This window comes from Ruegeria sp. H8, from assembly GCF_056532905.1.
This window is the reverse complement of the sequence record NZ_JBQFNY010000002.1, coordinates 258,176-277,540: the sequence shown is the minus strand read 5'-3', so window position 1 is coordinate 277,540 and position 19,365 is coordinate 258,176. Positions and strand designations below refer to the sequence as shown.

General features: G+C 55.1%; 17 protein-coding genes. 1 reads left to right on the top strand and 16 read right to left on the bottom strand.

Features of this window, described 5'->3' with window-relative positions; translation table 11 throughout:
* Nucleotides 1-113: 113 nt before the first annotated feature.
* From ACR0A2_RS07715 to ACR0A2_RS07655, 13 genes are all read right to left on the bottom strand, one after another.
* Nucleotides 114-722, bottom strand: a complete 609-nt coding sequence (locus tag ACR0A2_RS07715) for a hypothetical protein (protein WP_480834651.1) — start codon at nucleotides 720-722, stop codon at nucleotides 114-116.
* Entirely contained in the window at nucleotides 719-1,906 is a 1,188-nt protein-coding gene (locus ACR0A2_RS07710) for a restriction endonuclease subunit S (RefSeq protein WP_480834650.1), read from the bottom strand. The genes ACR0A2_RS07715 and ACR0A2_RS07710 overlap by 4 nt, the downstream gene beginning before the upstream one ends.
* Nucleotides 1,906-3,534, bottom strand: a complete 1,629-nt coding sequence (locus tag ACR0A2_RS07705; protein WP_480834649.1) for an HsdM family class I SAM-dependent methyltransferase — start codon at nucleotides 3,532-3,534, stop codon at nucleotides 1,906-1,908. Before ACR0A2_RS07705 ends, ACR0A2_RS07710 begins: the two co-directional genes overlap by 1 nt.
* A gap of 14 nt (nucleotides 3,535-3,548) precedes the next feature.
* Nucleotides 3,549-3,821: a hypothetical protein gene (locus ACR0A2_RS07700; protein WP_480834648.1), complete on the bottom strand. Its 273-nt coding sequence runs from the start codon at nucleotides 3,819-3,821 to the stop codon at nucleotides 3,549-3,551.
* Nucleotides 3,822-3,835: 14 nt separating this feature from the next.
* Nucleotides 3,836-5,989 carry a DEAD/DEAH box helicase family protein gene (locus ACR0A2_RS07695; RefSeq protein WP_480834647.1) on the bottom strand — a complete coding sequence of 718 codons (2,154 nt, stop codon included), beginning with the start codon at nucleotides 5,987-5,989 and terminating at the stop codon, nucleotides 3,836-3,838.
* A gap of 53 nt (nucleotides 5,990-6,042) precedes the next feature.
* Nucleotides 6,043-6,738: a helix-turn-helix domain-containing protein gene (locus ACR0A2_RS07690; protein ID WP_480834646.1), complete on the bottom strand. Its 696-nt coding sequence runs from the start codon at nucleotides 6,736-6,738 to the stop codon at nucleotides 6,043-6,045.
* Between the two features lie 16 nt (nucleotides 6,739-6,754).
* Nucleotides 6,755-7,093 (bottom strand): hypothetical protein, encoded by a 339-nt coding sequence (locus ACR0A2_RS07685; RefSeq protein WP_480834645.1) that lies wholly within the window; start codon nucleotides 7,091-7,093, stop codon nucleotides 6,755-6,757.
* A gap of 306 nt (nucleotides 7,094-7,399) precedes the next feature.
* Nucleotides 7,400-8,116, bottom strand: coding sequence for a hypothetical protein (locus tag ACR0A2_RS07680; RefSeq protein WP_480834644.1), 717 nt, complete (start codon nucleotides 8,114-8,116; stop codon nucleotides 7,400-7,402).
* Nucleotides 8,116-8,646 (bottom strand): hypothetical protein, encoded by a 531-nt coding sequence (locus ACR0A2_RS07675; protein ID WP_480834643.1) that lies wholly within the window; start codon nucleotides 8,644-8,646, stop codon nucleotides 8,116-8,118. The genes ACR0A2_RS07680 and ACR0A2_RS07675 overlap by 1 nt, the downstream gene beginning before the upstream one ends.
* Nucleotides 8,647-9,771: 1,125 nt before the next feature.
* Entirely contained in the window at nucleotides 9,772-10,683 is a 912-nt protein-coding gene (locus ACR0A2_RS07670; RefSeq protein WP_480834642.1) for a glycosyltransferase family 4 protein, read from the bottom strand.
* A gap of 13 nt (nucleotides 10,684-10,696) precedes the next feature.
* Entirely contained in the window at nucleotides 10,697-11,707 is a 1,011-nt protein-coding gene (locus ACR0A2_RS07665) for a glycosyltransferase family 2 protein (RefSeq protein WP_480834641.1), read from the bottom strand.
* A complete protein-coding gene (locus ACR0A2_RS07660; protein WP_480834640.1) occupies nucleotides 11,704-12,618 on the bottom strand; it encodes a glycosyltransferase family 2 protein in 915 nt (304 codons plus the stop codon). Before ACR0A2_RS07660 ends, ACR0A2_RS07665 begins: the two co-directional genes overlap by 4 nt.
* Entirely contained in the window at nucleotides 12,615-13,853 is a 1,239-nt protein-coding gene (locus tag ACR0A2_RS07655) for an oligosaccharide flippase family protein (protein ID WP_480834639.1), read from the bottom strand. The genes ACR0A2_RS07660 and ACR0A2_RS07655 overlap by 4 nt, the downstream gene beginning before the upstream one ends.
* Before the next feature lie 195 nt (nucleotides 13,854-14,048).
* On the opposite strand from ACR0A2_RS07655, the gene ACR0A2_RS07650 reads away from it, so the two are divergent.
* A complete protein-coding gene (locus ACR0A2_RS07650) occupies nucleotides 14,049-15,278 on the top strand; it encodes a polysaccharide biosynthesis/export family protein (protein WP_480834638.1) in 1,230 nt (409 codons plus the stop codon).
* Between the two features lies 1 nt (nucleotide 15,279).
* On the opposite strand, the gene ACR0A2_RS07645 is transcribed toward ACR0A2_RS07650, so the two are convergent.
* The 3 genes from ACR0A2_RS07645 to ACR0A2_RS07635 form a co-directional block, all read right to left on the bottom strand.
* Nucleotides 15,280-17,817, bottom strand: a complete 2,538-nt coding sequence (locus ACR0A2_RS07645; protein ID WP_480834637.1) for an ATP-binding protein — start codon at nucleotides 17,815-17,817, stop codon at nucleotides 15,280-15,282.
* Nucleotides 17,818-17,862: 45 nt separating this feature from the next.
* Nucleotides 17,863-18,369 carry a putative pterin-binding protein gene (locus ACR0A2_RS07640; RefSeq protein WP_480445946.1) on the bottom strand — a complete coding sequence of 169 codons (507 nt, stop codon included), beginning with the start codon at nucleotides 18,367-18,369 and terminating at the stop codon, nucleotides 17,863-17,865.
* A gap of 101 nt (nucleotides 18,370-18,470) precedes the next feature.
* Entirely contained in the window at nucleotides 18,471-19,352 is an 882-nt protein-coding gene (locus tag ACR0A2_RS07635) for a UTP--glucose-1-phosphate uridylyltransferase (RefSeq protein WP_480834636.1), read from the bottom strand.
* Between the last annotated feature and the right edge of the window lie 13 nt (nucleotides 19,353-19,365).

The following is a 19,365-nucleotide window of genomic DNA, read 5'->3' as shown; positions in this document are numbered from 1 at the left end:
GGACCAAAACTGGCGAGCAGCCGAACGCTTGCACCGAACCTACTCTGCTTCGCCACACTCCTACGCAGGTTTGTATGGTCTTGGTGGCGCTTCGTGACTTGAGTTGGGATGGGCTACCGCGCTTTTCCTCGCTTGTTTTCGAGGCGCGCTACAGGACCAAGACTGGTTTCGATACTTGTCAGCGTGTCATCCAGTTTCTTGCCAAAATCATCATTCTTTCTGTGACTGAACGCCTTTCTTCTCATTGCAGTTTTCTGTTCAGTTTCCTCCTTCGTGAGGTCTTCGTAGGATGACATTTCAAACAGCATTTCCAAGGTAGTCAGTAGCTCAACTCGAAGCTTGAAAATCTCATCGATGTCACTTTCAAGGTCATCGCTCTGCAAAACGACTTTCGCCCTGACTTGCGCATGCCGCAGGTTTTCGAACACCTCACTTCGTTCCGCCAACCTTTCCCAACGTTGCTTGTAAGTATACCCGGGATCAGAGGCATTTTCTTTGGGAACGCGTGCCATCGGCGACCGCAGCGACTGAATGGCATCGACCGCGTTTTGCGCTTCTGCCATCAAGTCCTCAGCCACCTCAGCGCGCCGACGATCACGCGCTTCTGTGCGCCAGAGGCTGATCTGCTTGTAACCGAAAAACAGACCAAGGCTGACTGCAAGTGCCGAGATTGCCGATGAGATGGCGCTGATCCACTCGGGTTTGAAAGCAAACTCAATCAATTGCGGCTCCCGAAAGCGTGCTCCATCAAAGACGAGCCAAGTTCCTTCGCCAACTCGCCGGCTGAATTGAACACTCCGTCGAACTCAGCTGCACTCGAAATCAGTTCGACAAACTTCGCTTGTTGGGTAACGGGTGGCACAATGATTGCGAGTGTACGCACGTCCGTTTGGTTGATGCTCGACTGATTGATTGCATCCTTGGCGTTCTTGCGGAGTAAATCGCGCATTGAATTGAGCTGCAACTGCTCAATCAAGAACTGCGGCAGAAGGCTTTGAGAATTCGCAGAAAACCGCATCATGTTGCTTTCAAAGACAGAAGGTTCTTCAAGCTTGGGTATGATGGTCGACTTCCCCAAGTAGGGGCGACTGTTGACGCGGTTGATTACGATGTCATCTTTTTTGAGTGCGTATCTTTCAATGGCTTCCTCATCGAGCCTGAGGCGTTGCCACTTGTCTTGTTCGACGGTTCTACCTTCGTAAAAACCATCAATTCGAAGTATTCGCGTTCCTTCGCCGTAGTCACTCTTTGGTCGGTAGAGACCGTTTTGGGGGCCACCAGAGATGTGATTTCCCAAGTCGTCGACATTCCATCCCATTGGATTGTCGATGGGGTCACCGAACATCTTGATGAACAACGCGGGGATCAGGTCATGCAGGTGAGCATTGGCTTGAGCGCGCAGCCGCTCGATGCTCGCCGCGCGGTTCAGGATGTCGACGATGCGGCGTTGTTCGTCGATCGGTGGGACCGGAATGGTGATTTTCTTGAGTTCACCTTTGGAGATTTCCTTGAACGTTGTGCCACCAGCCACTTGAAGCAAACGATCGCGTTGCGTTGGCAACCATCGTGCTACGTACTCCGGCAGCAAACGATCCGAACAAATCAAGTTTGCAAAACCTTGGTTTGTTGCAGTTGGTGCTTGAGCGATTGCCGTGTAACCAATCGTTGCGCGACTTGTCATCAACACCGTGCCAGTAGGCAACAGACGCGCACTGCTCTCTTGCAAGCCGAGTTCAGTAATCATTTCCTTGGTGGCTGTGAGTGGTAGATCATCCAACGCAGTTACGTCGGTTGGCGTGGCCCATGGTATTTCACCCCCGAAGTATTCGGGGTTCTTTCGTTTCGGAGTTCCACCGCCGACAATCTCGCAGACGTCGCCGAGAGGTAGTGAGGGGTGTCCAGGCATCAAACAATCGCCTCCCGCACTGCGTCACTCAACTCGTCCAGTTCCTCCAAAATCTTGCGTTCAATTACTTTCAACTCGTCCAGAATTTCAATTGGATCGCGGTGCTCCACCTGCGCGCGGCTTTGCGGACGATACCGTCCAGCGCTCAGGTTGAACTCGGCGTCTCGCAGGGCGTCCGTGTCCGCGAACCACCACTGTTCGCTCCACTCGACGCCTTCTTCCCGCGCCTCCCACTTCTCCCAGTTCGCGTCACGTTCCAAATACGCTTTTGCGAGCATGGGCAAATCATCTGCATCGATCGGCGTGTCGTGGTTGGCGTCCAGCTTGTAGCCGTCATTGTCTGCGTGCAGGAACATCACGCGTTCCGTTGTTCCACCCTTGCGGAAGATCAGCACCGATGTCTTTACGCCAGAGTATGGGTTGAAAACGCCACCGGGCAGCGACAGCACCGCCTCAACAGTGTTGTTCTCAATCAGCTTGCGGCGCAGTTCCTTGTGTGCACCAGTCGAGCCGAACAAGACACCTTCGGGCACGATGACGCCGCAACGGCCACATGGCTTCATCTGGTTCAGCATGTATTGCAAGAACAGTAGTTCTGTCTGCGTAGTGGTGCCGACCTTCACATCCTCGACGATGCGGTCTTTGTCGAGACGGCCGGAAAACGGAGGGTTGGCAAGCACCACATCGAAGCCGTCGGTGGGTAATCCCATTTCAGTTTTTTCTGCACGGTTCAGTGTACGCGTGAGAGCGTCACGCCGAAGTATGCGCACCTTGTCCAAGCCGCGAAGAAACAGGTTCATTGTGGCAAGTCGGACCATCTGCGGGTCCACATCATTGCCGTAGAAGGTAGCAGATTGGAGTTGATTGAATGCGTCACGGCTGAGCTGATCACCAAGGCCGCGTTGTATGGTTTTTCCGTCGACAACAGTTTCTTGCGCACCGCTGTCCGATGAATTGGCGAGACGAATGTGATCGTACGCAGCGACAAGAAAACCTGCTGTGCCAGCAGCAGGGTCATACACGGTTTCACCGATGCGAGGATCAACCATCTCAACAATGGTTCGGATCACATGACGTGGCGTACGGAACTGTCCAAGTTCACCCGCTTGCTTGATTTGGCGCAGTACGTGCTCGAACAGATCACCCTTGGTGTCGGCATCCATCGTCTCAAGGTGGAGGCCGTTGATGCGGCTGAGAACTTGCGCAAGCACGGTAGGGTCATCAATCCCAAGACGTGCGCCGTCCATGAAGTTGGTAACGCCCTGCGCAGCAATCTCAGCGTAGAAAGGGAAGACCTCATCGCGCACCCAAGTGACGAGCCGTTCGCCGTTCAGCGCGTTCGCCCAATTCGACCAACGTAGAAGGTCTTTCGAGACGTTCTCAGCGCCGCGATCCTTCGCGTTGAGCGGGTTCTTCAACATCCACTGACCGTCAAAGGCACTTGTGTAAGGCTCAGCGCCGGGGCGACGTGCCGCTCTGATCCGCGCCGCGTCGGCGGCCTCGAACATGTAGAAGAAGATCAGAAAGCTGAGTTGTTCGGCGTTCTGTGCAGGGTTTGGGTAACCGCCCGCCCACATCTGGTCGCGGATTTGGTCAAGGCTCTGTCTGAGTTCGGGGCTGAGTGGCATTTCGTGTCAACTTTCTACGAGTGATCTTCTGGAAATTGCGCAATCTCTTCGCGCTCTTGGGTAAGTGCGAGTACGACTGCCTTTGTGAGATCCGTGCGATCTGGATACGGCAAACCGTTGTCTTCGAAAGTTGCGCAAATGAACTCCCAAGCAACATCGACCAAGTCCTCGGCAATTTCAGTCAGTGCTTCATCTTTGTGCTGCGCGGAAAGTGAGTATTCGTTGACAAGCGCGGTCCCGACCGCCCACTCGAACTCTCGCTCTTTGTACTCGTCAATTCCATCCAATGGTTCAAATCTCCTCAGTGAAGGACAGCGGAGCTTGTATCTCCGGCTGCAATGACTTCGGACGTCTCGTCGAACAACGCGATGTTGAGACTGCCGAGCACGTAGTCGAGAGCGTCTTGTCCGCCGAAGACACGTACGGCTTGATCGTATCCACCCAATCCCATGAATGGCGGGTCGTCGAAATCGTAGTCCCAGAAACCATCGGTCGACATGGCGTTCGCCTTGGCGCGGCTCTCAATCAGACGGGCCCATCTTTCTTGTTCGGCATCGAATGATTGTGCTTCGAACCACGCTTCAAACCTCAATCCCAGTGCTGCGGCGGCGGCTTCGTGTTCGTCAGTGCGTATGATGCGTCCGTTCTCGTCAAGGGTCACCCAATCGCGGGATGCAGGGTCGATGTGGTCGTTCACGTCGAGGTTCAGCAACGAGTTCGGTGTAACCGGTCCGGTAGTCGGTTTCGAGGTTCCAGTGACGCCGCCTTGAATGTTCTCATCATCGTCACCGTGGAAGTCTGTCACGCCGACGAAATCGAACATCGTGAAGCTGGCTTTGTAGATGTGTGGTGCCGTACGAGTGCCGCGTCCACGCATCTGTTGATACAAGATCGCGCTTTGTGTGAAACGCGCCATCACGAGGTTGACGACTTCAGGGCAGTCGAAGCCAGTGTCGAGCATGTTCACGCTGACAAGTATTTTCGGGAACTCTTCTTCCTTGAACCGTTTGATGATGGTTGAGGCGTCAGGTGATGGACCGCCACCGAGGTCACTCACGACAAAGTCGGCGTAGCGGGTGGTTGGATTGGGTTTCTTGTCCGCAAAGTGATCGTCGAACATCGTCGCCAGCGTTTCTGCGTGGCGTTTGGTAACGGCAAACACGATGGTTTTGCCATCTGCTGGGTATCGCATGACGCCATCGCTACCTCTGAACCCATTCTCGACGGTTTGGCGAAACTCACGAACCAGCGCCCTGTTGCGCTCGGGTATTGTGAACTTTCGCTCCAATGCGTTCGGGTGGACGGTGATCGGATCACCTTCCGCAAACAACTCTTCAAATTCGGCAGTTGTATCCGCATCCATTGCAGACCAATCAAGTTCGGCGCGATGTACTTTGAACCCGTCGTCCGCAGCCGTTTTGACGGTCATTGCTTTGTAGATGCGATACGGCACGAGATTGCCGTCTTCTACGGCTTCGCTGAGTGTGTACCGGAACGTCGGGCGATCAACTTCGAAGAACCGCAACGTATCGCGGACGAACAAACCGTCTTCGGGGTCGGGCATGTCCTCAGGATCGACCGTGCAGGGCGTCGCGGTCAGACCCAACTGGATACCGTCGAAGTGTCGGAGCACACCGCTCCATTTTCCGTAGATTGATCTGTGGCACTCGTCAGTGATGATCAGGTCGAAGTATCCTGACGAAAGCTGATCGTACTCGTTGATCATCGTCTGCAAGGTCGAGATTGTGATCCGCTTCGCGTGGTCAAAGCCGCGACCGGCGCGCAAAATCTGACACGGGTAATCGGTGAGGTAGTCGGTGAACGCGTCTTCTGTTTGCGACGCGAGGGTGATGCGATCAACAAGAAAAAGGACGCGCGTCACGTACCCAGCTTCGAACAGGCGTTTGATGAAAGCGGCAGCGGTTCGCGTCTTGCCTGTGCCTGTCGCCATTTCGACAAGCAACTTGCGCCGTCCCAGTGCGATTTTGCTGCAAAGAGCGTCAATACAATCAAGCTGGTAAGTACGTCCGCCCCCGCCCGCAATTGAGGTGTCGGTCGGCACGGAAATGAGGTCACGGCGCACTCTGAGGCTCGCGGTGCGACGCTCAAGGTCTTCCTGACCAAACACAGTTGCTACCTTGCGCGCGTGTGCATCAACGGTGTGATCAAAGAACCAGACTTCTTCGCCGTTTGAGAGAAACACGAACGGCACATCGAGCAGTTCTGCGTATGCCTTGCCCTGATCTTGCGCTGCAATGGGATCGACGGATGCGCGCTTTGCTTCAAGTACGGCAAGCGGGCGACCGCTGCGATCGCAAAGTACGTAGTCGGCGCGTGTGCCGTCGCTCAGTGTGTACTCGAAATGAACGCTGGTTCCATCTGTGAGGTTCCAATCGGCATCGCGCAGCAATGCGTCAATCTTGGCTCTCGCGAATGCTTCTGTTGTTCTGGTCATGTTCAATCAGTGCCCACACAAAGAGCGAGTGTTGGTTCAAATTTTCGAAGGCGTCAGTTTTTGAAGCCGCCGCGCGAGAGTACAATCAACGCAAGTTGCGCGACCTGACGGAGATCACGGCTTCTGAAGTATTCAGAACCGTAGCGGTCAATCAGTGACCATTCAACCTCTGCGAAACCGTCAGAGAATGCAAAGTCGAACGTAATTGCAAGATCCGCTACGCTTGCCTGGTGCTTTTCGTCTTTTGGTGAAATGAGAATGAAAGCATCTCCGTCCCTCTCTACGTCACCTTCCAGCCAACCATCTACAGCTTCTTGATCATCGGGGAGCCCGACGTAGTAATCATCAGCGTCCAAAAATGTTCCTTCACGAAGCAATTGCTTGACGTAGGCCGCTGCGCGCTTGCGAAGCCCAGTTTGATTGAACCCTTTGTCGGTTTGGGCAGGATCGGATTGGGATGACGTTGCCATCATCGCGATCGCATCGCTGCCTTTCTCCAGGTTGGAGTTGCGTGTCATGCGGAAGTAACAGCGTGATCCAGTCGCAGCCGCAATTTCCGCAATCTTACGTAGGGTCAAGTTTGTATTTTCGTTCAGTGTTTTGGAAATTGCGGACCGATCCACATGCAAAATGTCAGCAAGAGCTGCATGTGTGCGTCCGCTTTCTTCAACTCGTGTCCGCATGTCGCCTACGACTTGCTTCGACAAGTCCAGGAACACCGTTGAGTTTTTGTCTGTTTCGATCTTCATCAGTTTTCTCTACGTTTCAGTGATCCATTACGTCATCAAAGCGGCTGTCATGAAAGCGTGGCGGCAAGATGGCCAGCGCACGAATGAACTCAACAGTCTTTTCAATGAATGGTTGGTAGCTTTGGGCATTTCGAAGTTCGCTCTTGGGCATGGCTGCAACCGCGCAGAATTCTCCTTTTGAGACCATTGCACCAAAGATCCGAACGTCCCTCGGGCGAAATTCGTAGACAGCCTCCGGCGGCCTGCGAAGTCTTTTGAAGTCGTATCCATCAACCATTCTACGTTGACCCTCTGAATACTCGCGCAGCATCGCCTCGGTCTGTTTTCGAGGGCTTTCGTAGCGATCCAGATCCATCGGCCACCCACGCATGGCTTCAAAGACAAGCAAGAATTCGGCGCTCGCCCAAACTCTTCGGCGGGGCCGCAGCAGTCCCTCAAACTCGAGTGGTTCGAGTGCGGCGCTTGCGTGAAGCCAACTTGATCGGTCCGGAACATGCATCTTTTTCCTTTGCTCAACGACAGTTTTCGCTACCGCTGAAAGGTGAGTTACATATCACATCACGCTCTGTCAATTCAAAAAATTACCTTTAAGTGAATTTTACGGAACATTAATGCTTGATCCGGCGACGACGCAGAGCGTTCTTCAGTTCTCGTTGGAGCATTACTCTACAATGAATGTACGAAATGGGAGCAGCGCAATGTCTGACACGCCTTCCCAATGATCGGAACGCGCGGAGCAACCAACCCATGTGGCTTTGCCTGATTGGTAGGTAACGGCCTGCAGAATTGTAAGTCGCTCGGACTTTCCAATTGAATTGTGAACGACATCAACCAAAGCGTATTGCGCCTTGCTTCCTGCCATCATTCCCAGATCATGTTCTTTGATGTGTACATTTTCGTACATTGCGAAGAATTCGGACCAGTATTCGGCGGAGTATGCCTCCTTCGAGATCACGTCATCCAGCTCCTTTCGATGCATGCCTTCCAAAGCGGGTATGTACTGCAAAACTACGTTGCAACTCAGACCGGAAGCACTGCCAGACACCAGCATGACTTCAGTACCGGGTATGCCGCCACTCACAATTTTCCAGTTGCTCGGGAAATTGAAGCGGAAACCATGTTCCTCGCTGACATACTGTGAAACCGGACCACTGTTGTGAATTTCAGCATCCGTTTCACTGTGCTCGTCTTGAGTTTGGCCGGAACGTCTACCAGCTGCGCGCCCTGCATGACCGGTCGCATTCGGAACGTTCTCCACGGCTTCATTTGCAAGCTTGTTTGCGAGCCTCGAAACCCAGTTTGCTGCTGCTGGTTGCGAGGAGGCAATTGCAAATGCAATCGCCACACTGACAATCAACGGAATGGATCGTGTCTCCATTACGCACCTCGTGGCTTCGGGATGTACTTGTATGCAGGGTCGCGTTTTTGACGCTCACTTTCTGCATCTGACAGTTTTTGCGCCTTTCTTTGCTCTGCTCGGGCATTGGGGTTCTTGGACTTCGGGATGTATTTGTAGGCTGGATCGTTCATCTCTTTCGCTTGAGACGCGAGGTAGTCTTGACCGTGATCGGATTGGACAGAAGCACCACTGTGATCTTCGGTGTTCGAACTGCGCCGTTCGTCCTGAGCATACCGTAGTTTGCTACCGAGTTTCGTGACCCCGTACCCCACAACTCCCCAGAAGCCAGCGGCGACAATCATTCCGATCAACCATTCGTCCGTTGGAACACTTCCACGTGCGCCGGAGTACTCAAGCGACCGGAGAACAAAATGATTGGCTGCGCTTGATGCGGCAACAAGGCCCGCAAAAACAAATCCTACCCACTTCGCTTGAAGGTCTCGGAAAACAAATCCAATCATCAGAGGTATGGCAAGTATGACTACAAATGGAAGAACTGCGCTTGTCATTTCAAAAACTCCGCTTCTTTTTCGAGCGCCCACGAGATGCAAGGCGTCAATTTGAAACCCGGCACAGTCAGTCTCGGCACGCGTAGACAAAAACACTTTTGAGCAACCAGAATTACCGAGCACTTTTCAGTACAGACCGGCTTCGATCCTCGAAACAGAGATGTGGGCTTCAGATGGACAGTGCTTTGGAAAACGAGCCAAGTTGTTTCGAGAAATTGCCATTCGAGTTCTCTTGAAGCACTCCATTTTTTTTGCCAGTGGGCGGTACGACCGACATCCCGCCGACAGTCGCGTTCAACTCATACCGGCGTTTTGGTTTTGGGCGGGGGAGTTGTCATGTAGAAGGCAGGTGGTGCTCATTCGGCAACGTAGGTCGCGCACCTTCTGACACTGTCAGCACACATCGCATCGGCGTTTGTTTTGTCCCATTCTCACATTGACTGCGACACATCACGTGTACTCGCCGTCACTCGGTCGTCACTCTTGTCATTACAACGAAGCACAAACTGGCTACACAAGCGCATCACCTTCATCGGTTGCAAGACATGTTGGCTGTTGCACTCTACTGTTCTGTATGCGACACTCAACCCACTGAAAAACAAGCGAGTTCTCGTGCGGAGTAGTGCTTGTTGATGACGGTGCACGGCAGTGCATGTAGTTGCAGACACTGCCGCGTTGCGTTTCCTTGGTAAGGGAGAGGTCGAGAGTTCAATTCTCTCCAGCAGCACCATCTTCTCAGAAAATCGCGACGCATTTGGTGGTAAAATGATTGTGTGGCGACCAAATGGCGACCACTGCGCAAGCTTAGTCGCAAAAAGATTCGTTTGCTCAACGCATTCGGCGCCACGACAATACTATCAAACTATGATTGGTTTCGTACTCGGCGAGGCAGTCGAACCCGTCTTACTCACCCCCTGGCACCCCTCAAGCAGGCTGAGCGTTTGTTCGCCAGGCTTGCGTATCATTTGAGACAATCATGTACCAATGGTGATCGAACCCAAAACCTAAACCATCCAATTTCCATCGCTGAAACTTCAGAATTTTCCCCTCTGTCTTCAAAAATTTATTGTAACCTCGAATGCCAAAACAGTTGAAACCCAAAAAATTTATATTTCAGGCTTTGTTTCAGCTGCTTATCTCAATACCGCCAGAAAACAGGAATTCATTGATCGCACGCCCCCATTCATGAGGGTCAAGGTTACAGAAAGAGACTCTCGTATCTCCCTCACGGTCACGTAAGCCATCAACTTTACTGGCTATCACGTTCCGCTGTGCTGCAAGCGCTTCGTCCAGCACAAGCCCATACGCCTCCCACCGCGACGGGATCGCGACGATATCGACTGCTTGATAGGCCTCTGCTGGGTCATCCACGTAGCCCCGAAATTCAATGCGCGGATCACCCTCTGCCAGCTCTTCAAGGTATGATCGCTGACTGCCTTCACCAAAGATCAACAAACGCGCCTCTGGCGTGCAGGTTGATCGGAAACCCTGAATCAGGATGTCAAAGCCTTTCTGCCGCTCCAGACGCCCGATGGCACCGATTTTGGTCGTGGATCTGGGGGGCGTCGTATTGCGAGCCAACTGCTCAAGATCAACGGTGGGAGGAACAACGGCCAGCTTTTCCGGCTCTGTCAGACGACGTTCCTTGATCCATTCCGACTGCGTATGGCTGACCGCGACAACCTTATCAAATAAGGAATAGATCACGCGAAGCATCGCAAAAAACCGACGTTTATGCGGGACGTTTAGGGTGGTGAACGCCCGGGTATAGCTGTGCTCGACATGGACCAGTTCTGTGTCGACATGCAAGGCACGAAGGGCTGAGAACGCTGGCAGGCTTCTCCAGCTTGGCACGACATGGGATACAATGACATCCGCCTTCAGTTTGCCCCAAGAAAACGCGGTACGTTTGACCTTCAAAACTTTTTGCTCAACCGCCTCGGACAGATCGGGTTGCGTCATAAGATGGTCGAGCATCCGCATAACTCCGCCCGCCGTCGTGTCGTCAACCAGATGGAGAATCTTTTTCTTTTTCATGATGATGCCCTTCTTAGATCGACAGAAGCTTGGATTTCATTTGCCCAACTCGATTGATCGGGCCGGGTCCAAACGTTTTCAAAACAATGGCTGCGGCGAAAGTACTGAACGACTTCAAAGGTTCTTCCAGCACGGGGCGGAGGCTTTCGTTGAAGCTGCGCTCAGACAACTCCCAAGCTATGTTGCGGTCGAGGTTGGTGATGGCCCGCCGTGCCAGATAGCGCAGCTGATAAGCACGGGCCGAGTGTTCGTGCCGGGCGAAGAATTCAGGGTCAAGCGGACGTAGTTTCGCGACCATCCTATCCCACGCCTCCAGTTGACGATCCAAAGCCGCCGACAGCCCGCCCGCGCTGATCCGGTAGTGGGTCATAAGCCCCGGAACGCCTTCGATCTGCCAGTCGGTCGTCAACATCAGCCGCATCCAGCATTCGATGTCTTCGGACTGCCTGAAGGTCTCATCGAAGACCCAATCCCGCTCGGTCTCAAAAGTCGGGCGATAGGCCAGAGCCTCAAGCACAGTCTTACGAATAACGGCCGCCGATCCATTGCCAATCGGGTTACGGTTCAGAACATGGGCTGCGGTCACATTCTTCAGGCGGGGTGTTTGTTTGATCCCTATCATACACCCCGCCTCGTCGATCAAGGCACTGCCGGAGTAACTTATCCCCACGTCCGGCTCTTTCTTGAGATGGTGAATATGAGCCGCAAGCTTCTCGGGCATCCACAGATCGTCGGCATCGCAAAAGCCGATGAACGTTCCGCACGCGGCAGCGATGCCGGTGTTTCTGGCGCCCGCCAGCCCTCGATTGGCCTGCTGAACAAGTCGTACGCGCGGGTCGCTTTGATGCGCGCGGGCAATCGTCGGGGTTGTATCCTGGGATCCGTCGTCGACGATGATAATTTCAAAATCGTCATGGGTCTGCGCCTGCAGCGAGGCGAGTGTTTCGGCCAAAGTAGTTTCGGCATTGTAGGCAGGTACGACGATAGATGCGGTGGGCATGGTGATCTCCTTCAGAATTCTCATGAAAACAACGTGCGTTTGATCACTTGCGGCAGGATCGGGGCCAGTGTTGCCCCTGCCGCGGTGGGCAGACCCCGGCGCAGAGGCAGCAGGAAACTACGCGCATGCAAACCCAGGCCGTTGCGTGTATAGGACAGAGCCTGGCTCTGATGCCCCAATCGCAATGCCCGGCGCGCGAGATAGCGCAAGTAGACGGCCTCGGACGACCGCGACGGGAAAACGCCATATGACGCAGCAGTTTTTACCGCGTAGGCCCGCCCAGCGCGCATTGCATTAAGGTTCGAGGACAATCCACCGGCATTGGTGCGATACCAGACCTGAAACCGATCGACGCCTTTGATGGTAAAGCCCTCACCTGCGAGGCGGATCAACAGTTCCAAGTCTTCGTTATGCACCGTTCTTGCGTCCAAGCCGCCGATCGCGTTGAAGACGTCGCGGCGGATCGAAAGATTTGACATGGTGCAGACCAGGTTCTCGGCCAACAGGTCCTGAATGGTCAGTGGTGCGTCAGGAACGGTCGAGCACGTCTGAGAATCTCCGGGCTGATCGGCGAAGAACCGGATCTGCCCAAAGACTGCATCCGTAGAGGCGGGTTGGAAGGCTTCGTTTAGCTGCGCCAGCTTGTCCTTGTGCCACAGATCGTCTGCATCACAGAACGCCAGTATGTCACCTTTGGCCAGCTCGGCCCCATAGTTGCGGGCCGCACTTGGGCCATCGAGCGGGCTGCCAGCGACCCGGATGCGTGGGTCTTGCTCGATGTGATCCAGCACCACAGACAAACATGCCTTCGAGGGACGGTCGCCGACGCAGATCGCCTCCCAATTCGGAAAGCTTTGCGTGCGAATGCTGGTCAGCGTGTATGCTATTGTGTCCGCATCGCTGTGAAACGGAATGATGATGGTAAAGCGGGTCATTGGAAGCCGAACCTTTCTGTTGTTTTGTGATCCCGAGGCAGCAGCACCCAAGAAGCCGTAAGCATCAGGACAGTACTGGTCAGCAGGTATCCGAACGCCACCGGCATCAGCCCGAAAGGAGCCATGACCGCAGTGTTGAGGATCAGCGCAAAAGCAAGTGCAGCGCTTACCCGCAGCTCTGTGATCGCGCGGTTCTCGGACCGCAGCCAGCCGGCCACGGCGGACCAGATGACACTGGGCAAAGCCGCAAGGCAAAGAACAGTGACCACCGGTGAGATCTGCTGCCACTCTGCGCCCAGCAGCAGTGGCACATAGACCGGCGCAAGTGCAGCTTGCAGCAGAACAAGCGGGCTCAGCACCAGGAGGGACGTGCCGAGCCCATGACGCAGCGCCTTAGTCTTGTCCTCAGCCGCGCAAAGGTGTGGGAACAGAACAACCGAGAAAGCCTGCGTGAAAGAAGTCGCCAAACCGAGCCCGGCGTTGAAAGCCATGAAGTAGATGCCAAGGCTTTCAGCCCCAAGCATCACACCGACAACAAGTTTGTCGGCCTGTAGACGCAGAACTTTGACAATCTCGACCCCCAGAACGGCCCAGCCGAAACCAACAAAGGGACGCAGGGCGGCAAACCCGTGTTCCGCGTCCGACGCCCAGGGGCGCAGGCGGCGCATCATGACCAGCCAGATCGGGGCGGCCAACAACCGGGGCAGCACCAAGGCCAGCGGCGATGCCCAGAGCAGCGCCAGCAGGGCCGCCATGACATTCGCACCAACCACCTGTCCTCCAGCAATGGCGGCAGTCTGTTGCAGCTTGCCTTCGCGCATCGCAAGCGCAGCCTGCACCAAACCTGCAGGCATAAACAGATATTCTCCGGCCAGAATGGCGAGAAGCAGCGCCAAAGTCTGATGCCCCATCGCGTAGAGGACCGCAGCGATAGTCAGCTGCAGCAGAAATAGCCCTCCACACCAGCCCCAGAAAATACGATTTGCGGAGTTGCAACGCTGTTCCAGCTCGGCCCGCGGGGCTTGGATGATCCTTTGAACTACACCGTTCTCGGTGAGCGCCTTGAGGATATCCCCCGCCGCAAGGGCAGCAGCAGCCAGACCGATCGCCTCGGGGCTGAGATTGCGGGCCACTACGACGACCACAACAAGACGCGAGGCTTTTGCCGCAACTTCAGACGCCGCGTAAGCCAGCAGGTGCTGCAAGAAACCGGAATGTGCCAATCGCTGAGTCATCTCACCAGATGTCCAAAAACAGTGTTGAGCTCAGTTTTAATTGGCGGCGAAGTCTCTGTCCCAGACGCGGGTGGACAGCCGAACGAACCATCCGGTGAGCGACCTATCCGAATGGGATAGGCGGCAATCCCGATGCCGGTCTGACACATAGGAAAGCACTGCTGTAGCTGTGGATGCAGTTCAGGAGAGTTGAAAATGATACGACATTTCAAAGTTTTGGTTTTAGGAACCGTCAGCGCAATTGCTCTGTCGGGCTGTAGTAGCATGAAGACCCCGCGCAACATCGAATCCGTCGCGAAAGGCGAAAGCTATCAAGCGCAGTACCGGTCCCCATCGCGGCGCCTTGCAAACGCGCCTTTGCTGCAATCGGAGCATATGAACGGGCGCGCATGTCGGTCTCAGGCCGGGGATCAAGGCGCAAGCGCCTTTGCCAAATGGTCACAGCCTGCTCTTCGTCCGCTGTTGGGCGAAAAGCTTTCGCGCAATGACATGGTGCAGATCACAATCGACGGTGACGAACTTCTCAGCGACACCTACGTTGTGTCTCGCGATGGCGACCTGAAGCTGCCCTACCTGCCACCGGTGCGCGCGCAGGGTCGAACAACCGAGCAGGTGGAGCGGGATGTGGCCCGTGTTCTGGTGGAGGCGCAGTTCTATGACAGCACGCCGCGCGTAACGGCGCGCATTAGCGACTTCGCCTCGGTTACTGTCGGCGTGCAAGGTGCAGTGTTTGAACCCCACTCGGTTGAGATCGGAGGCATCCCCGGCGACGCGCTGGATCGAGGACGTCAGGGTGTGTTGGGGGCCTCGACCGAGGCGCGCAACCTGTCGGTTGCCATTCGTTCCGCTGGAGGCGTACGCCCGGATGCTGATCTGTCAGCGGTCGAACTGCACCGTCATGGCACGATCTATCGTATGGATCTGCGCGGTGTGTTCGAAGGCACCGACCCGACCGACATTATGCTGCTGACCGGGGACAAGATCGTGGTCAACAGCCGGGAATGTTTCCAGGATGACTTGATGCGTCCCAGTCCGATCAGCCCGCCCGGTGTAACGCTGTACATGTCAAACCTCACTCAACCAGCCACCGGAAACGCGGAATCGGCCATCGGACGCGACGTGCGCGAAGTTCCCTATGGCACGCGCTATCTTCAGGCAGTTGTCGACACCAACTGCGTCGGCGGAGCCAAGACCACCAATGCCAATCGCAGCGCGGTCCTGTTCACCCGCAACCCAATGACAGGCAACTCGATCGTCATTGAACGCAATATCGAAAAACTGCTGCGGCGCGGGGATCGGGATGATTATGACCCCTATGTTCTGCCGGGTGATGCCATTGCCTGCTACGACAGTAAGGTGACCGGCTTGACCGAGGTTGCCCGTGCGGTTGGTATCGTCGGTGCTGCGGCGCTGCTGGCCCCGTAAATCAATCCCGAGCGGGCGATGATTTCGCCCGCTCCCAAGCGGTGGAGACTGCAGCGAGCTTGTCAGTGATGTCTTTGTGTTCTTTTGCTGCAATCTCTACCGCAACTAACGCCTCTCGAAACTCTTCCGCTCCGAAGGTCGCCGCACTACCGGCCAGTTTGTGGCAGGCCCGTGCGAGCTCATTCGAATCTGACCGATCAAATGCTCGGGTTTCGAGCCATCCAATGAACTCATCCCCTTCGGCAATAAACTGGGCATGAAGGCGGGCAAAGACTTCAGGCCCGACGCTGTCTTTCAATTCTGCCAATGGATCAGGCTGCGCACTCTGCGAAACCTGCATCTCGGGTTGCGTTACCATCGAAAGCGCCCTGCGCAGTGCGTCAATAGAAATTGGCTTGCCGATGAAAGCCGTCATTCCAGCGGCGCGAAAGGCCTCAACTGCGTCTGGAAGAACGTTGGCCGACACCGCAATAATCGGCACATCTGCCGATTGCCCCTGACCGTTACGAATATGATGCGCAGCGGTTGGCCCATCCATCACTGGCATACTGATATCCATCAGGATCGCGTCAAAGCGCTGTCCCTTGGCCTTTTCGACGCCGACCTGCCCGTTTTTTGCTGTCGTCACACAGTGACCGTCCAGCGCCAGCATGTTGCAGATAACCTCGAGGTTGATCTCGTTGTCTTCGACAACCAGCAGGTTCAGGGGGCGAACGGTCTTGGTACTGATTTGAGCAGCGTCAAGCAACTGGTCGGGCGCCGACGACTGCAATGGCAACCGCAACCAGAAAACGCTGCCGGCGCCCAATGTGCTTTCTGCCCCAAGCTCGCCACCCATCGCCTGCGCGAACCGACGGGCGATCCCCAGGCCAAGCCCGGTCCCTCCGGCCGTGCGACCGATTGAGGGATCGCTGGTGTAGAAGTCATCAAAAATGGTGGCGATTTCATCCTCGGCGATGCCAACCCCGGTATCGATCACACGCACTTCGTAGATATGTGCCTTTCCCTGATCCGCAGCTTCACATCTTTCAACCTCAATCGATATTCGGCCGTTTTCGGTGAACTTGATCGCATTGCCTACTAAGTTCAGCAAAATTTGCCGTAGCCTCTGTGCGTCAGTTGCGACATTCGGAAACGCTCCGCCCACCCATTGCCACGAAATCGAGTTGCCGCGCGAGGCCGCATTGCCGCTTTGGCCATCCACCAAGTCCTGCAGCATCGCATTCAGGTCAGTCGGTTCACGCGCAATAGACAGCTTACCGGCCTCAAACCGGGCGATATCCAGCACCGCATCCACATGGTTTTGCAGAATCTGTCCCGAGATCTCCATGTTGCGGACAAACTGGGATTGCTGCCTGGTCGTGCGTGTGTTTTTGAGCAGGGTCAGATTGCCCAGCAACCCGTTCAACGGTGTCCTGATCTCATGGCTCATGACGGTCAGGAAATCCGACTTGGCCTTTTCCCCGGCAAGGGCGCGGTCGCGGGCCGAGACAAGCTCTTTCTGATCCGCCACGCTTTGCGAGATATCGCGGACAAAGCCGATGACAATTTCTTCGTCGCCTGCCTGGGCGGATTGCAAGGCGAGTTCGACAGGAAAGACATCACCGTTTTTGCGCATCGCCTCAAGCTGAACACGGCCCTTGCCAACGACGTGGCGATCACCTCCGCGCTGCATACGTTCCATTCCGGCGGTATGAGCGTCGCGAAGATGCGCGGGCACGATCAGATCACCGATCAAATGCCCTTTGGCCTCATCCTCGGAATATCCAAAAATCGCTTGTGCAGCAGCGTTGAACTCCAGCACTTTGCCGGCGGCATCCACCACGATGACTGCATCCAATGAGGTCGAGAGGATCGTATTCATACGTTGGTTGGCCTGCCGGATCGCCCGCCCGCGCCTTTCGGCCTTGCGGTTGACCGCCAAAAGATAGGCGCTGACTGCGGCGAGAGTCAGGAACAACCCACCGGACAAAATGGCCAGTTGAAACAGGCTTAGCGCGGTTTCCTCACGGCGCTGATCTGACTGGCTTGCAAAGTAAGAGATCGCAGAGACCGAAAGCTCACGCACCTGCGTAGATATTTCTCGGGCGCCTTGATAGAGATCAGGCAACCCGGTTTTCAGTTTCGCATCTGCCGCATCGATTGTGGGAACCGATGCTTCAAGATAATCAGAAACCTGCGCCAGAGGCTCGGCGAATTTCGGATCAGCACGCAGCGTTTCAAACAGACGCGAGGTACTCAGAATATCGATGCGGCTGTAAAAAAGGTCGAAACGGCGGCGGACAATGTCCAGGGTTTCTTGCTTTGACTCCGCATCCGATACACCTGCCTCAAGCGCGTTGAGATAGGACAGGAACTCAACTTCAACTTGCGTCAGCGTCCATTGGACGTTGTCGGTTCGGGCAGACTGCCGGTCGCGCAGGTCGGACATCACCTTGACCGACAGCAAGACGACCAAAACAAGGGCGCATAAAACGGCGATACCGATGAGCCAGAAGGCCCACCGGCGTCGCGAGTGGTTTTGGAATTCTCTTGTCAATGTTTCGCCTGCAACAACCACTTCACACTTTATTGTAACCCCACGCTATTTAACGATCTCCAACCTGTCGAGTTGCCAAATACTGCGAGAGTAGATCACCTCGGTCTGGTACTTGGTGTCACTGTCATACGGATAAACAATCCAAAGCGGCCCCTTCTGCCGTCGGGACATCGCCGCGCCGTCCATCTCATAGGCGACAATCGGATCCTGCGCCGAGATTGAGTCCGCAGGGATCTCAACCGCATAATCGTTGATCGCCGTTGCCCGGATCGCAGAGCCCTCTGCCCCGACCCGTTTTATCAAGACCGACAGAGGGACGCCGACAAAACTGGCGTTGCCTTCGGTCCAGATCGTCGAGGTTTCAAAGCTGCGTTGCGGCAGTGCTTGCAGCATTTCCATATCAAACTGCGCCGTTCCATCGGGTCCGGCTTGCGCGATGTTGCCGGAAATGGTCAAGACGACCTCCCCTGTCGGGGTCACCAGTTCCTTGGCCTGAGCAGACGTAAGGCAAAAGGTGAAAGCCGCTGCAATGATCGCAAAAAACAGACGCATCTTAATCTCCATCTCTTTGACCCCAAGAAACCAGAAAGAGGTCGGCGGCGACAGATGGGCATGGGGATAAGCACCTATCCGAACGGATAGGTGCCTGGATCTCATGCGGCGACAGAAAGGAGGTTCATGCGCTGACGCAACATGGATTGGAAACCGTCTCGCAGCTCGGCACGCTCCAACGCAAAGACAGTGGTTGCTTCAAGGTATCCTGCGACCGAACCACAATCGAAGCGCTCTCCGTGAAAGGCAAAGCCATTGCATCCCACCCCTTCGATATCCGCCGCGATCGCATCCGTCAGTTGGATTTCGTTGCCCGCGCCGGGTGCCAGGCCATCTAAACGATCAAAGATCGTAGGTTGCAGCAGATACCGCCCGACAATACCAAACTCTGACGGAGCCTGATCGGCGGAAGGCTTTTCAACCAAACCCCGCAAGTGCTGTACCTGCCCTGATTTCTGCGCGATATCGACTACGCCATAGGCACTTATCCGATCGGACGGAACGGCTTGGGTCGCGATCATGTGGCTGCCTTCAAAGTTCTTTACCATTTGCGCCAGAACCGAGCGCTGCGCGTGGATCACATCATCCGGCAGGATCACCGCAAAGGGTTCATTACCGACGACATCGCGCGCCAAAGATACAGCATGACCCAATCCGCGGGGGCTGTCTTGTTGGATAAAGCTGTATGTCTCATCCTCAAGGTTCGTTTGGCGCAAGCGGTTTAGCAGGCTGGTTTTGCCCCCATCTTTCAGCTTGCGCTCCAGCACCGAGTTGCACCCGAAGTAAGACTCAAGCGTCGATTGGCCGGTTGAGGTGACAAAGATGAACTCATCAATTCCGGCCGAGCGGGCCTCGTCGACCGCATATTGGATCAACGGCCGGTCAATCAGTGGCAACATCTCCTTGGTCACCGATTTGGTCGCGGGCAGAAACCTTGTGCCCAATCCAGCGACCGGAAAAACGGCTTTGCGAATACGTGTCATTTCAATGCTCCTG